The following is a 14,625-nucleotide window of genomic DNA, read 5'->3' as shown; positions in this document are numbered from 1 at the left end:
AATGCGTTCATGAATTGGGCGGCTGAGATATCGGCCTAGAAGCGCGACGCATTTCTTCTAAGCTTGACAGGATCTCAGACACGGAACGCCAGTGTTCCATTACCATCTGCCAGCCCGGCTCCACCTCGGTAGGCTCCGGTGCCTGCGCTTTCAAAAATTCGGTCTGCCCCCCCGATAGGTGCATGCAACGCATCGCCGCCTCGTGAATGCAGACTTCTAGCCCTTGCGGCACGGGGTGTACTCCCTTGCGCATGGCCTCGGCGAAGGCTTCGCCGAATAACAGCGACGAGGCATAGAGGCGGATAGCGCGCTGGTCGTAGAGCGCCGCCATCTCCATGACTGCACGTGCGGTGAGTCGGCCACGGAGCGACCAGCGCGCGGAGTAGCGCGCCGCGTCGATACCTGCGCCAAGAGCAATGAGATTGTCATGCGCAACAGAGAAGGCATCTAGCGCCGACGACGCCTTGTGAGCGTCCTGCGCCTCCAGCGCCTCGACGCAGGCCTCAAACGCGCCGCTCAGGCGGCGCAGCAATTCGTCCGCTGCAGCATCGATTTGCCGAAGGGGGTCAGGGGTCAGGAGCACCTGACTGAAGACTAGGCCCACCACGACACCTACGCCTACGTCCTCCAGTCGCACCAAGCCTGCACTGTGGGGCCCGAGCGCTAACACCAGAACAGCAGATACGCCCGACTGGATCGCGACTACGGCAGCTTGACCGAACGCAGCGGCGATCAAAATCGAGAAGAAAGTCGCGACCGTCAGGCGAAGCAACGACAGCCCCTCGGGTAACAGAAATCCCTCCGGAAGCAGGACCAGAGAGACCTCGCCGACCACGATGCCGGTTGCCACGCCGAGCATCAGTCCGATCGCCTGCCGGCCATGACTCGGTAGTCCGGGCGACAGGCAGACTATCGCGGTGACCGCGGCAAACACTGGGTGTGGATGGCCAAACATCCACACCGCCAGCACCCAGGCAATGCCGGCAGCAATCGCCGAGGCGGCGGCATCGCGCCAAGCCAGCGAGGAGCGGCTGATCAAGATGTTGAACATTGAATATGTTGGCATTTCAGCTCTTTCTCGGGATTTTTCCAGTTCTTCATTTCGCAACGAGCAATATCAATGGTGCGGCCAGCACATTTAACAGGCCGACCAACACCATCACCAAACCGGAGACGGCACTCTCTGTCTCACTAATCTGGTGCGCTCATGCCGTGCCTGCGCCGTGAGCGCCCATGGCAAGGCGTTGTTGCATAAATCACCCTGAGGCCGAGCTACCCCAAACCTCAGACGGATTTACGCAGCAGCGACCGTCTGGGGCGTGCCCAGAGCGGTAAATTGATTGAGGATTGAAGCGCGAATGTTGAGCTCGGCCACCTGGCGTTCAAACGTCCTGGCCATCACCTTCTCGCCCAGGCGCTTGAAGCAATTCATCTTGGTCTCCACCAGAGACCTTCGGTGGTAGCCGCTCCAGCGTTTCCAGATAGCCCGCCCCAACTGCTTACACGCCTTGACCGCTTCATTGCGGTGAGCAAATGCCAGCCCCTTGCGTAGCTTCGCCCCCTTGCGTGGCGGGATGATTGGAATGGCTCCCCGCAGGTAGCAGGCCTCATGCACATCCTTGGTGTCATAGGCCCCATCACCAGTGAAGCTAGCTACCTGTTCATGGCTGGGGATCTGGCCCAGTAGGACAGCGGCCATGGGCGAGTCACCTACTTCATTGGTTGTGACTGCGATAGCCCGAATCTGCAGTGTCTGGGCATCAATACCCAGATGCACCTTGCGCCACTGGCGGCGGCGCTCTGCGCCGTGCTTTTTAGTCTTCCACTCACCTTCGCCCAAGAACTTGATGCCCGTGGAGTCAGCCAGCAGGTGCAAGCCTTTGTCGCTTGCTCGGTAGCGCACCTGCACCTCCAAGCTCTTTTGTCTGCGACACACCGTGCTGTAGTCGGGCACTGGCCAAGGCAGGCCTGCCATACGCAATAGCGACTGCACCAGGCCCAGCGTCTGGCGCAAGGGCTGCCCAAACAAGCCCTTGATGGTCAGGCAAAACTGGATGGCCGCATCTGAGAACTTCTGGCAACGACCACGCTTGCCCCTGGGCTGGGCCAGCCACTGCATGTCCTTATCCAGCCATATGGTCAGGTCTCCTCGCGCTTTCAACGCTGCGTTGTACGCCTTCCAGTTCGTTGTGCGGTACTTAACCCGACCCCAGCTCGTCTCACTCATCTCTCGAGCCTACCTCACCTGCGACCGGCATTTATGCAACAACGCCCAACAACGCCCCAAATCTGCACACCAATAATGCCAAAGCGAAAAGTGAAGGCCAACGTACTTGACGTACACAGCGTGCTCCAGTGCTTGTGCAGACAGATGCTTGACATTCACATCATGTGAAGAATGAAACTTTAGCCACAAGCTTTAAAGGAGTACGTAATGGCTATTTTTCGCATCAATGACATGAAATGTGGTGTCTGTGCCGCGCGGATCCAGCGCTCCATTTTGGCGATAGATGATGCCGCAAAGATCGGAGTGAATCCTCAGGATAAAACAGTGCACGTCTCCGGCGATCTGAGCGACACCGACTACATGTTGGCTATTCAGACCGCTGGATACGCTCCAGAATTATTGGCGTTAGCCACAGCCGAGGAGGCTAACGCTGAGAAGCCGCAGACGAAATGCTGCGGCTCAACTTCAGCAAAGACATCTTGCTGCGGATAGTGTCTTCTTTCTTTCAAGAAAAACCTGTTTTCTGATCTGCTTTGGAAGTCGGCTGCGGAGTGGGAAATTTCAAGGTGAAGCGAGTTCGTCCATCGGCTGAAGTTGCTGCAATGGCGCCACCATGGGCTTCAACAATCGCTCGGGTAATCGCCAAACCCAATCCGCTACCGTCTGAGTCCGGATGTGCCCTGGAGGGGTCAGCGCGATAGAAGCGGTCAAATAACCTGGGCAGGACTTTGGGATCAATGTCCTGCCCTGTATTTTCCACAGTGACAAGTGTCCAGGAGGTGGAGGCCGCAATGTCGATGGTGACCGTCCCTGCCTGCGGCGTGTAGCGCAAAGCATTAGATAGCAAATTACTCACAGCACGATGGAACATCAACCGATCACCATCAACGCGTCCATCGCCTTTTAGCTTCAAATGAATTTGCTTTTCTTCCGCGACAGCCTCGTAAAACTCCAGCAATGCATATGCTTCTTGCTTTGCGGAGAATTGCTCTTTGCGCGGCAAGCTTACGCCTCGTTCGGTTTTGGCTAGGAATAGCATGTCTGACACCATACGAGCCAGACGCTGAAACTCTTCGGCATTTGAGGCAAGAATGTCTCGGTATGTCGCGGCATCACGCTTGGATGCCAGCACAACCTGAGTCTGCGTCAACAGGTTGCTGATGGGCGTACGTAGTTCATGAGCCAAATCAGACGCGAAATCTGTCAGGCGCTGAAAATCGTCCTGCAGCCGATCCAGCATGCGATTGAGCTCATGCGCCAGGTCAGCCATTTCAACGGGCACAGCCTCGACCGGCATGCGCTCACTCAACTTCTGTCCTGTCACAACAGCTGCCCGTGATTTCATCTCACGCAACGGTGCCAGCCCTTGTCTCGCAGCGAGCCAAGATAGCAGTGAGCACAACAAAATTGCTGCAATTACATAGATGGCGAAGCTTGCTCGAATTCCGTCGAGAAATTGGATGTGATGCTTGGTGTCTGCAGCGATCAGTACCTTTAATGGTGATGGTGCGTAGGCCGGTAGCGTCTCAAAGCTTAATATGTGGAATTCTGCGTCTGCATGCCGCCACACACCAAACGATCCTTCCTTGTCGATAAAAGCCGAATTGCGATCCGGCACTGCGAAGCCGGATGCGGGCGATTGAAATACGGTTTCTCCTTGGGCATCTTTCACCTGGACTTGAAGATCCTCGTGATAGTTCAGTGCCTCATTTAAACGCCAACGAGCATCATCGACTGACTTGGTGTTCTGGAGAATTTTCTCGATTAAATGGCGCTTGTCCTGAAGCGTCATTCGGTCCAATTCCACGAAATGCTTTTCTGTAACGACTAGAAATAGGCCGCCTAAACCTAGCACTACGGCTGCCGCAACAGCCGTGAAGCAGAGGGCCAAGCGACTCGTTAAAGAGAGCTTTACCTTGCGAGTGAGACGCTGCACCTATTCCTCCTCGGGGACTTCAAGCACATAGCCCATTCCCCGTACGGTCTGGATCAGTTTGATCGAGTGGCCTTCGTCAATTTTGGCCCGCAGACGGCGCATGGCCACCTCAATGACGTTGGTGTCGCTGTCGAAATTCATGTCCCATACCTGCGATGCGATCAATGAACGTGGCAGCACTTCACCATGTCGGCGCATCAGCAACTCTAAGAGTCCGAACTCTTTGGCTGTGAGGTCAACACGTTTGCCGTTGCGAGATACGCGGCGACGCAGCAGGTCTAGCTCGAGATCTGCAACAGTCAGAGTAGTACCTTCATTGGCCGGATGTCCGCGTCTAAGAATGATGCGAACTCTGGCGAGTAGCTCTGCGAACGAAAACGGCTTTACCAGGTAATCATCTGCGCCGAGCTCTAGTCCTTTGACACGGTCCTCGACATGGTCCCGTGCAGTAAGAAACAGGACCGGCATATGTAGTCCCCGATCACGCAGAGACTGGAGCACCTGCCAACCATTGAGGCCCGGCAGCATGACATCCAAGATCACCAAGGAGTATTCACCTTGCAGAGCCAGATGTAAGCCGTCTGAGCCATTTGAGACGAGGTCAGCAATGTAGCCAGCCTCGGTCAGTCCTTGGCGCAGGTATTCACCTGTTTTAGGCTCATCTTCGACAATCAAAATCCTCATGTACTCGCTCCGCTGCAGTGGACGATCAAGAGTGTGCCGAGTTTGATGCACTCTGACATGAAGATAAGAAAAATGTAATGTTCATGAAATCCTGGCGATAGAAAGGCTCAACACGGCCTTGTTGTTCCCTCCTGGGAAGTCGTCAATCGTGGCGAGCAGCGTGAGCCTCCCGGTGGCAACGAACGCTTTTATGGATAGACGCCCCCAGTCGCACAGAACATGACGCGAGCATTACATGAATGTAATGCGTGAGTCACTTCATCGAAATTCGGTGCGCCCTAGTATATTGAACATATCGAGCGATTGTTGTTTCAGGCAGCGTCGCTGAAAACGATTTTGTTGAAAGCTCTGGAGGATTTCACCGTATGCCGCGTCATTCGCCATTTATTGTCACTCCCACTCAGGGGTTCTCTCGTCGGCGCTTCGTTCAGGGGCTGGCAGCGGGGGGCGTGCTGGCGGGCCTGTCAACGCAGTCGCTCATGGCATTCGCTCAGCAGAGCTCCACAGTCCGTGGGGCCGCTCCGGTGCTGAAGGGTAACGAGTTCGATCTGGTGATCGCCGAGTCCGCCGTGAACTTTACAGGCAAGCCTGGCATGGCGACAACGATCAATGGATCGCTTCCTGCACCAACCCTGCGCTGGCGAGAGGGTGAGACGGTGACGATTCGAGTCACGAACAAGCTTCGCGAGGCCACTTCTATTCATTGGCACGGCATTATCTTGCCCTACCAGATGGACGGAGTTCCAGGCATCAGCTTTGCGGGCATTCCTCCTGGAGAGACGTTCACTTACCGTTTCAAGGTTCAGCAAAGCGGTTCCTACTGGTATCACTCACATTCAGGCATGCAGGAGCTCACCGGCATGTACGGAGCAATCATCATCGATCCCGCAGGACCTGAGACTATCCGTGCAGATCGTGACCATGTCGTGCTCTTCTCTGACTGGACTGACGAAGACCCCATGCGCGTCTTCGCAAAACTCAAGGTTCAGGGCGACTATTACAACTACAACCAGCCCACGATCTTCGACTTCTTCCGTGATGTATCGCGTGATGGAGTGTCGGCGGCATTAGACAAGCGCAAGATGTGGAACGAGATGCGCATGAGTCCAACGGATTTAGCCGACCTCTCTTCTGCGACTTTGACCTACCTCGCAAATGGCGTCACACCTGCAGGCAATTGGACTGCTCTTTTCCGTCCGGGCGAGCGTGTCCGATTGCGCATGGTCAATGGTGCGGGCAATACCTTCTATGACGTACGTATTCCGGGTCTGAAGCTCACTGTGGTGCATGTTGACGGCGTCGACGTAGAGCCTGTGACTGTCGATGAATTCCGATTCGGCCCTGGCGAAACCATAGACGTGATTGTCGAGCCACGTGATGACGCCTATACGATCTTTGCTCAGTCGATGGACCGAACAGGCTATGCACGCGCTACGTTAGCAGTGCGCGAAGGTCTGCAAGCTCCTGTCCCTGCACTCGATCCCGTCGAATGGCTGGGTATGAGCGACATGATGGGCGCCATGAGCCATGGTACTTCCGGTGCCGACATGGAGATGACCGGCATGTCTGGGATGACGGGCATGGCTGGTATGTCGGGGGCAATGGCCGGCATGGATCATGGTGCGATGGGCGGCATGAATCACGGTGGTATGGCGATGGACCATAGTCAGCATGCCATGTCAGCAGGAGGATTGGCTGTGCCCAGCACTACCGCACGCCATGCCCGAACGGAGTATGGGGCGAGCACTGATATGCGGGTCGATATGGCACGCACCAATCTCGACGATCCGGGCATCGGTCTGCGCAATAACGGCAGACGGGTGCTGACCTTGGCAGATCTGCATACGCCTTCAGGTCCAATGGACTCGCGCGGTCCAGGACGTGAGGTGGAGTTGCACCTGACCGGCAATATGGAACGCTATTCCTGGTCTCTTGATGGTTTGGAGTTCGGGCAATCAACACCTGTTCACTTCCGTCACGGTGAACGTTTGCGGGTCATCCTACACAACGACACCATGATGACTCACCCAATGCATTTGCATGGTATGTGGAGTGAACTGGAGAGCCCTGATGGTCGCTTCCTTGCCCGTCGACACACCTTGCCAGTACAGCCTGCACAACGCATCAGCTTCTTGGTGACGGCAGATGCTCTCGGACGCTGGGCTTGGCATTGCCACCTGATGTTCCACATGGATGCTGGCATGTTCCGCGAAGTCGTAGTGTCTTGAACAAACATCACAAGGAAGATCAAAAATGTCCAAAGCACTCCCTATTCGTGCATTGTCCACTGCAGTCCTTGCTCTTGTGAGCATTGCGGCACAGGCCCAAAGCGACCATTCATCGCATGGTCAAGCCGGTATGCAAATGGAAGCGCCGACAAGCCCCGCCACAACTGCAGCTGATCCACACGCCGGTCATGGCGCTATGACTGAAAGCGCCGCAAGTGCCCCTGCGATGGATCACGGCAGCATGCAGATGCAAGGGGGATCCGCACCTCCAGATGCTCGTGACCCTCATGGGTACTCCAATGGGTTGACCTTGGGATCGGGCGACTACGCGGTGCCTGGCGTCCCACGCTTGATGCTTGCGGACGAGCATACCTTTGCCTCGCTGCGAGGTGAGACCCTGGAACGCCGTTTTTCGCGTAGAGGCGAAGATTCGACGGCCTATGACTTGCAAGCATGGTATGGCACCGCATACAACAAAGCTGTCTTAAAGGCAGAAGGTGACGTCGCCAAAGGAAAGCTCGAAGAGGCTCGCACCGAGCTGCTATGGAGCAGGGCGGTCACAACCTACTGGGATACGCAACTCGGTGTGCGCTTAGACAACGGAGTGGGGCCTAGCCGTCAATGGCTAGCATTTGGTGTACAGGGCTTAGCCCCTTACTGGTTCGAGCTGGAGGCCACAGCCTATGTTGGCAGTGGTGGCAGAACTGCGCTTCGCCTAAATGCAAGCTACGAACTATTGCTGACTCAGCGCCTGATCCTTGAGCCTAGAGCTGAAATGCAGTTTTACGGCAAGGATGATCCAGAGCGCCATATCGGCAAGGGCCTAGCCGAAGCATCTGCTGGCCTGCGACTGCGCTACGAGTTCAGCCGTCAGTTCGCTCCATATATCGGTGTGGAACGTGCGGGAAGTTTCGGGCGTACCGCAGATCTCGTTCGCGCAGAAGGCGGCCGTGCTCGGCAAACACGTTGGGTGGCCGGTGTCCGTTTCTGGTTCTAGCCTGTCCAATGTCTTACTCCTAGTTGGCGCGTCCTTGGGTGCGCCAACTCCTCCGTCCTAGATTCGACATCCCTTTCAAACCACTATCACACTTAAATAGGAGTCCTCATGCATCGCTCAAGCCTGGTCGCAAAATTCATCGCGCCAATCGCCGCAACAATGTTCGCTTCCGCAGCATTTGCACATCCTTCGTTAGTTTCCTCTTCGCCTGCGGATAAGTCGCAGGTCGCGGCCCCTGCAACGATTGAGTTGAAGTTCTCTGAGACGCTGGTTCCTCAGTTCTCAGCAGCGAACTTGATCATGACGGGGATGCCCGGAATGCCAAATCACGGCGCAATGAAGGTCAGCGCAAGCGTCTCTGGCGCTAGCGATGGCAAAACCATGGTCATTACTCCTGCCCAGACGCTTCAGCCTGGTGCCTATCGTGTGGATTGGCGTGCCGTGTCGTCAGATACACACCCTATCAATGGCAACGTCACATTCCAGGTGAAGTAAGCACATGGCCGAGGATTGGTTCACCATCGTATTGCGCCTTGCGCTTTATCTGGACATGGCAGCGGCTTTTGGCGTTGCCATGTTTGGCGTCTATGCCCTTGGCCGTGACGAGCGATCCTTGGCAATTGCGCGCAGCTATCGAATATGTGTCGGTGCATTTGCAGCATTCGGAATTGGGCTGTCCGTGGTCAGCATGACAGTCCTTGCCAAGGCAATGTCCGGTGCGCAAACATATACCGAGTTATCAACGCATGTGTTCGAGATGCTCATCACCGGCACCCACATGGGCCTAGCTTGGTGCATTCGTATTCTTGCACTTGTGCTTTGCATCTTGATCGCATTGGTGAAATTCAATCCAACATTGCGCTTTGTTGCCATGTCCGTATCTAGCGGTGTGGCACTCGCGACCCTGGCCTGGACTGGTCATGGTGCGATGGACGATGGAGTGCGCGGATACATCCACCTGGCTTCGGACATCTCGCACCTCTGGGCTGCAGGGGCATGGGTCGGTGCGTTACTCGCCTTTTTGATCTTGGCCGTATCGAGTGCGAATAAGGCATCAAACACAGTAGCAATATTGAGCCGAACATCAAATGGCTTCGCCCAGGTCGGGACGCTGATCGTGGTCGTTCTGGGGATCAGTGGTGTACTCAACTACGTATTGATCGCAGGGCCTTCGCTTGATCCGCTTGTTTCGACACTCTATGGTCAGTTGCTGTTAGGCAAGCTGTTGCTGGTTCTCGGAATGCTTGCTTTGGCTTCGGCAAATCGGTTCCGGCTAAGTCCAAGTCTGGAGGCATCGTTGACCTCTGGAAATCATGCACAAGCAGTCGCTAAGCTACGCCAGAGCCTGTTCATGGAAGCAACACTGGCAGTTCTGGTTTTGGCGAGTGTGGCTTGGTTAGGGATTCTTTCGCCAAAAGGAATTTGAACCTTTAGATCACCCACCGACAGCTGACACGGGGACTGCACAAGGCAGAACTACATACGGAGAGGAAGGGTACATCGCTTCGGAGGATTCGTGCTTGGATGATCTCCGTGTCAGGTAGTCATGACAAAGGCCACCTCAACCCCAGAATCATTTCTTGGATTGAGATGACCACAAGCACCGTACTCAGGTTGCGGGACCTCAGAAGAGGCGGACAGAGTTATTTCTCGAGCAGATTCTGGCTTGACATTCACATGGTGTAAGAGCCAAGAATCGATCGAACATCGCGAAGGGCCATCTGCATGCAACATCATCAGCATCGATCTTCTTCAGAGTCAGTTGAGTTGGAAAACACCAAGACTGAGGCCGAGCTTCTGAAGGATCCAGTTTGCGGCATGACTGTCTCTCTACAGTCGCCCCATCGGATAGTTCACGAAGGACGGATCTATCGCTTCTGCAGTAACGGTTGCCAGCAAAAATTTGCTCATGGCCCCGCGCAATTCATATCGAGTAACGAACAGGCTGATCACGCAGGAGGGGACACGGTCTATGTATGCCCAATGCATCCTGAAGTCCATCAAGATCATCCGGGGCGCTGCCCAAAGTGCCAAATGCATTTGGTGCCTGAGGCCCAGTTGCTCAGCTCGCACGAACATGCTCATGTGGCTGCAAGTCATTCAGATCAGAAATCGTTTGATGAATCGGGCGTGGTTCCGACCGGAACGATCTATACCTGCCCGATGCATCCGGAGGTCCGGCAAGATCATCCCGGAAACTGCCCCAAGTGTGGAATGACTCTTGAGCCACTGATCCCGGTTGGAGAAGAGGACAACAGTGAGTTGCAAGACTTCCAACGGCGATTCTGGTGGACGCTGCCACTCACGCTGATTGTTACCACTCTGGCCATGTTCGGACACAAGTTCGGCTGGTTCACTATGCAGACCCAAACGTGGGTCGAGTTGGCACTTTCACTGCCCGTGGTGCTATGGACGGGCTGGCCCTTTTTTGTTCGAGGCTGGCAGTCAATCATCCACCGCAGTCCGAACATGTGGACGTTGATCAGCTTGGGATCGGGAGCTGCCTTTGTCTACAGCCTCGTAGCGACGCTGGCACCCGGCGTGTTTCCCGACTCGTTCGTATCCATGGGCCGTGTAGCGGTTTATTACGAGGCAGCGGTGGTCATCATTTCTTTGACCATGTTGGGACAGATCATCGAACTGAAGGCTCGTTCTCAGACCTCAGCCGCTATCAAATCATTGCTTAGCCTAGCTCCTAAGACGGCAAGGCGTATCAATGAAGATGGCAGTGAGGAAGATGTTCCCCTTAGCCACGTGCATGTCGGAGACCTGCTGCGCGTACGTCCAGGCGAGAAAGTACCCGTGGATGGCATTGTCACGGAAGGGCAAAGCGCCGTTGATGAATCGATGCTCACGGGCGAGCCAATACCTGTGACAAAGCGCGTTGACGACAAACTGATCGGCGCCACACTCAATACGAGTGGAGCTCTGGTCATGAGGTCAGAAAAGGTGGGGGCTGCCACCATGCTTTCCCAGATCGTTCAGATGGTTGCATCGGCCCAACGGTCGAAGGCACCGATGCAGCGAATGGCCGACGTAGTGGCTGGAAAGTTTGTTCTGGTTGTCGTGCTAGTCGCTGTAGTGACCTTCTTCGTCTGGGGAATTTTTGGCCCAGAGCCCAGTTGGGTGTTTGGGTTGATCAATGCCGTCGCGGTACTCATCATCGCCTGCCCATGCGCGCTAGGTTTGGCCACACCCATGTCAGTAATGGTGGCAACAGGGCGCGCTGCAGAGCAAGGCGTTTTGTTCCGTGACGCAGGCGCCATAGAAAAGATGCGTGAAGTGGATACGCTCATCGTAGATAAAACGGGCACCCTTACAGAAGGTCGGCCTGCATTCGATAAAGCGATTCCTACTCCAGATTTCACCGCTGACGAAGTTTTGAGGCTTGCCGCTAGCTTGGATCAGGGTAGCGAGCATCCACTTGCGGATGCCATCGTCCGAGCTGCACGTGAACAAGGCTTGCAACTCGCTAAACCTGTGGACTTCGATTCCGCCAGCGGTATTGGTGTACGTGGAACCGTTGAGGGGCGGCGCTTGGCATTAGGCAACACCACACTGATGGCTCAAGAAGGCGTTTCTGTATCTTCCTTGCAATCGGACGGAGAACGCCTGCGAGGAGAGGGTGCAAGCATCATGCATTTAGCGGCTGATGGGAAGTTCGCAGGCATCCTGGCAGTAACAGACCCTATCAAAGCTAGCACTTTGGATGCCATTCAAACGCTTCATGCAAGCGGCTTGCGAATTGTCATGGCAACCGGAGATGGTCTGACCACAGCCAAGGCTGTTGGTGCCAAGCTTGGAATTGATGAAGTCCATGGCGAAGTCAAGCCCGTCGACAAGCTAGCTCTCGTGGAGCGATTGCAAAGTGAAGGCCATGTGGTTGCCATGGCTGGTGACGGAATCAACGATGCGCCGGCCTTGGCAAAAGCTGATGTAGGTGTAGCCATGGGAACAGGGACCGACGTAGCAATGAACAGCGGTCAGATCACGCTGGTCAAGGGTGATTTGCGTGGCATTGCCCAGTCTCGTGAAATCTCAACTGACACAGTGCGCAATATGCGACAGAACTTGCTGTTTGCCTTCATCTACAACGGAATTGGTGTGCCAATTGCAGCGGGAGTTCTGTATCCGTTCACAGGGTGGCTTCTGTCGCCCATGATCGCGGCACTTGCTATGAGCCTGAGTTCGGCGTCTGTGATCTTCAATGCACTGCGTTTAAGAAGTCAGCAGTCTCATCGGTGAATTTCAATCGATTCACGTGGTAGTCCCGCTCGATGCCGTACCCGTCAGCGAGCGCCCGGCTTGCATCGAGGATCGTGCAGTGCCGGGACATTGGGAAGGTGATCTGTTGTTCGGCGATGCTTACAGCCGGGTGGCAACGCTAGTAGAGCGGCACAACCGCTACGTAATGCTGCTCAAGTTGGTGGACAAGGACTCGTACACCGTGGCAGTGTGGAATGAACGAGAACACCAACGGCCTACTCAGGCAGTATCTGCCCAAGGGCATCGACATATCGGGCAACTCGCAAGATGAGTTGGATGCGATTGCAGGAAAATTAAACGAGCGGCCAAGGAAGACCTTGGGTTAAAAAAACCGGCTGAGATGTTCAACGAATGTGTTGCGTGGATCGGTTGAATCAACAGTCGATATGAGCTTGTGGGTGTTCGTAGTTGCAGTCATTCGAGGCGGCATGCGGAGAACCGAGCGGTGGAACGGCCGGCTTCAAGGATGAAGTGGACGCTCAGAACTGGTGGAGCTCAACCCCGGTGTTGGCGATTGCTGTAGTTCAAGGATTAAAAGCCAGGTGCTGCAAAGGAGCAGCAAGAGCGACTGTTTCCTCATGCCAGGCACTGTCATGCAAAGCGCTTTGATCGAGCAGCTCGCTGCGGATCTCGTTCGCAAAGGCCAGTTGGTTGGCGATGCCGGCGTCACGCAGACCGTGATGTACGGCATGGGACAAGACACCTCCTCCGTGTGCAACCGATCCGAGCTTGAGAGGCTCGCTGGAGCGCAGCTTGTCGATCAGACGCCCCAGACGTTCGCGCTGTGCCAGGTCAGCTTGCAGCGGCAATACGACAATGCGCTTAGATTGAACAATCACACGCACTGAATCAAGGCCTTCGAAGACGGACAGCAATTCTTTGCTGTTGACGTCGATTACCGGCACATCACCGCTTGCCCTGCTCTTCTTCGAAACAAGTCGAATCCCAGTTTCATCGAGCTCAAGAATGAGCATCGAGCGAGACTCATCCTTACGGATGAGGACAGGGCTTATTCATGAGTAGCGATAGCGTACTGTCAGTAGTCCTCTGGCTGCCTGACAGCTACCGTCAGTTGCTCACATGAAACCTGTCATTGGCTAAACGCCCGCGTCGATGTGCTGTGAAGGTCGGTTATGGGTGAGTAGCTCAAGACATCAACTGGGTCGCAGCAGATGTAGGGCACTTTGAAAAGTGTTGGTATTTTTGTTGGTATATTTTGATGAGTTCTCAGTGCAGTCGTGATTTTATGCGGGATGAGAAGATTTTTTAGATCCCCGCCAGCCGCCTTTTTTGTGCTCTGCCAGAGCAGCACCAACCCGCCTGCGGAGTCGCAGCGCGGGTTTTTTGTTGCCTGGTTCCTGTTGGGTGCTGCTGGCGTGCAGGTGTTGGCTTGCGCGGCTGCAGATCGGGCTGCGTTCCCCGGAGGGGTGTTGCGCAGCAGTGGCTACCAGGCCTTTGCGTGCCGCTGGTCGGGCATTGCGATGTGTCTCTGCAGGCACCAAAGAGGTTCCATGCGCGCCATCGTTGCGACGGATCGCCCGCTTTCCGCACGATTTTTTGAAAAAACCTGGCCGATTCGTCCGAGGTGCCCAAAAACCGCCTACAATACACAGCTTAGCGGCTGTAGCTCAGCTGGATAGAGTACTTGGCTACGAACCAAGGGGTCGTGGGTTCGATTCCTGCCAGCCGCACCAGTTAAGAGCCTCGAGATTCAGGTCTCGGGGCTTTTTATATAGAGTGAAGCATTGTTTTCGGGTTTGTTCGGGTTGCGTCCCTTGAAGAAATTTGCGAGAAATCGGAAGTTTCTAAAAACAGCCAAAAATGATGCTACAATCTGGTTCTTCTTCGGAGGGGTGCCCGAGTGGCTAAAGGGGGCAGACTGTAAATCTGTTGGCTTACGCCTACACTGGTTCGAATCCAGTCCCCTCCACCAGAAATGGTTGAAGAAGAAAGCTTTGCAGCAATTGCGCTTCTGGCGCGGTTGATGCGGGAGTAGTTCAATGGTAGAACCCTAGCCTTCCAAGCTAATGACGCGGGTTCGATTCCCGTCTCCCGCTCCAGTCTGCAGTAAAGCGATCCTGTTGCAATTTGAAAAAATTGCCCATGTGGCTCAGTGGTAGAGCACCCCCTTGGTAAGGGGGAGGTCGGCAGTTCGATCCTGCCCATGGGCACCATATTTAAGTGCGCACGGTTCTTGTTGCGCTATATCCCATTAGGTTTAGGTTTTTTCGGAGTCTAGAATGGCAAAAGGAAAATTCGAGCGCACCAAGCCGCACGTGAACGTGGG

Annotated in this window: 11 protein-coding genes, 4 tRNA genes and 1 pseudogene; 11 read left to right on the top strand and 5 right to left on the bottom strand. The window is 55.0% G+C overall.

Annotated features, from left to right (window positions below; translation table 11 throughout):
- Positions 1-7: 7 nt before the first annotated feature.
- Together H928_RS27855 and H928_RS0114310 are read right to left on the bottom strand one after the other, a co-directional pair.
- On the bottom strand, positions 8-1,108 hold the full coding sequence (locus H928_RS27855) for an aromatic acid exporter family protein (protein ID WP_239644972.1): 1,101 nt from the start codon (positions 1,106-1,108) through the stop codon (positions 8-10).
- A 186-nt stretch (positions 1,109-1,294) separates the two neighbouring features.
- The gene (locus tag H928_RS0114310) at positions 1,295-2,227 is read right to left on the bottom strand and encodes an IS5 family transposase (RefSeq protein ID WP_021027130.1); all 933 of its coding nucleotides are present in this window, start codon (positions 2,225-2,227) and stop codon (positions 1,295-1,297) included.
- A gap of 207 nt (positions 2,228-2,434) precedes the next feature.
- On the opposite strand from H928_RS0114310, the gene H928_RS30850 reads away from it, so the two are divergent.
- Positions 2,435-2,719 carry a heavy-metal-associated domain-containing protein gene (locus H928_RS30850; protein ID WP_084635807.1) on the top strand — a complete coding sequence of 95 codons (285 nt, stop codon included), beginning with the start codon at positions 2,435-2,437 and terminating at the stop codon, positions 2,717-2,719.
- A gap of 13 nt (positions 2,720-2,732) precedes the next feature.
- Here H928_RS30850 and H928_RS0114305 read toward each other — a convergent pair whose 3' ends face one another.
- Together H928_RS0114305 and H928_RS0114300 are read right to left on the bottom strand one after the other, a co-directional pair.
- On the bottom strand, positions 2,733-4,163 hold the full coding sequence (locus tag H928_RS0114305) for a heavy metal sensor histidine kinase (protein ID WP_021027129.1): 1,431 nt from the start codon (positions 4,161-4,163) through the stop codon (positions 2,733-2,735).
- The gene (locus H928_RS0114300; protein ID WP_021027128.1) at positions 4,164-4,847 is read right to left on the bottom strand and encodes a heavy metal response regulator transcription factor; all 684 of its coding nucleotides are present in this window, start codon (positions 4,845-4,847) and stop codon (positions 4,164-4,166) included.
- Between the two features lie 365 nt (positions 4,848-5,212).
- On the opposite strand from H928_RS0114300, the gene H928_RS0114295 reads away from it, so the two are divergent.
- The 6 genes and pseudogenes from H928_RS0114295 to H928_RS30845 all read left to right on the top strand — a co-directional run.
- Entirely contained in the window at positions 5,213-7,075 is a 1,863-nt protein-coding gene (locus H928_RS0114295) for a copper resistance system multicopper oxidase (RefSeq protein ID WP_021027127.1), read from the top strand.
- 25 nt (positions 7,076-7,100) lie between these two features.
- A complete protein-coding gene (locus H928_RS0114290; protein WP_021027126.1) occupies positions 7,101-8,072 on the top strand; it encodes a copper resistance protein B in 972 nt (323 codons plus the stop codon).
- Positions 8,073-8,180: 108 nt separating this feature from the next.
- Positions 8,181-8,567, top strand: a complete 387-nt coding sequence (copC, locus tag H928_RS0114285; RefSeq protein ID WP_021027125.1) for a copper homeostasis periplasmic binding protein CopC — start codon at positions 8,181-8,183, stop codon at positions 8,565-8,567.
- A gap of 4 nt (positions 8,568-8,571) precedes the next feature.
- The gene (gene copD, locus H928_RS0114280) at positions 8,572-9,498 is read left to right on the top strand and encodes a copper homeostasis membrane protein CopD (protein ID WP_021027124.1); all 927 of its coding nucleotides are present in this window, start codon (positions 8,572-8,574) and stop codon (positions 9,496-9,498) included.
- A 299-nt stretch (positions 9,499-9,797) separates the two neighbouring features.
- Positions 9,798-12,317, top strand: a complete 2,520-nt coding sequence (locus H928_RS0114270; RefSeq protein ID WP_148293166.1) for a heavy metal translocating P-type ATPase — start codon at positions 9,798-9,800, stop codon at positions 12,315-12,317.
- 37 nt (positions 12,318-12,354) lie between these two features.
- Positions 12,355-12,711: pseudogene (locus H928_RS30845) on the top strand (transposase); the annotation flags it as partial.
- A gap of 151 nt (positions 12,712-12,862) precedes the next feature.
- On the opposite strand, the gene H928_RS31605 reads toward H928_RS30845, so the two are convergent.
- Entirely contained in the window at positions 12,863-13,312 is a 450-nt protein-coding gene (locus tag H928_RS31605) for a hypothetical protein (protein WP_148293165.1), read from the bottom strand.
- 643 nt (positions 13,313-13,955) lie between these two features.
- Here H928_RS31605 and H928_RS0114260 point away from each other — a divergent pair.
- From H928_RS0114260 to H928_RS0114245, 4 genes are all read left to right on the top strand, one after another.
- Positions 13,956-14,032, top strand: a tRNA-Arg gene (locus H928_RS0114260).
- A 153-nt stretch (positions 14,033-14,185) separates the two neighbouring features.
- Positions 14,186-14,271: transfer RNA gene (locus tag H928_RS0114255), tRNA-Tyr, on the top strand.
- A 53-nt stretch (positions 14,272-14,324) separates the two neighbouring features.
- Positions 14,325-14,398, top strand: a tRNA-Gly gene (locus H928_RS0114250).
- A gap of 39 nt (positions 14,399-14,437) precedes the next feature.
- Positions 14,438-14,512: transfer RNA gene (locus H928_RS0114245), tRNA-Thr, on the top strand.
- Positions 14,513-14,625 lie beyond the last annotated feature (113 nt).

The organism is Comamonas sp. B-9 (assembly GCF_000410635.1).
GTDB lineage: Bacteria > Pseudomonadota > Gammaproteobacteria > Burkholderiales > Burkholderiaceae_C > Comamonas.
The sequence above is the reverse complement of the archived record's forward strand: the minus strand, read 5'-3'. Positions and strand labels throughout refer to the sequence as shown.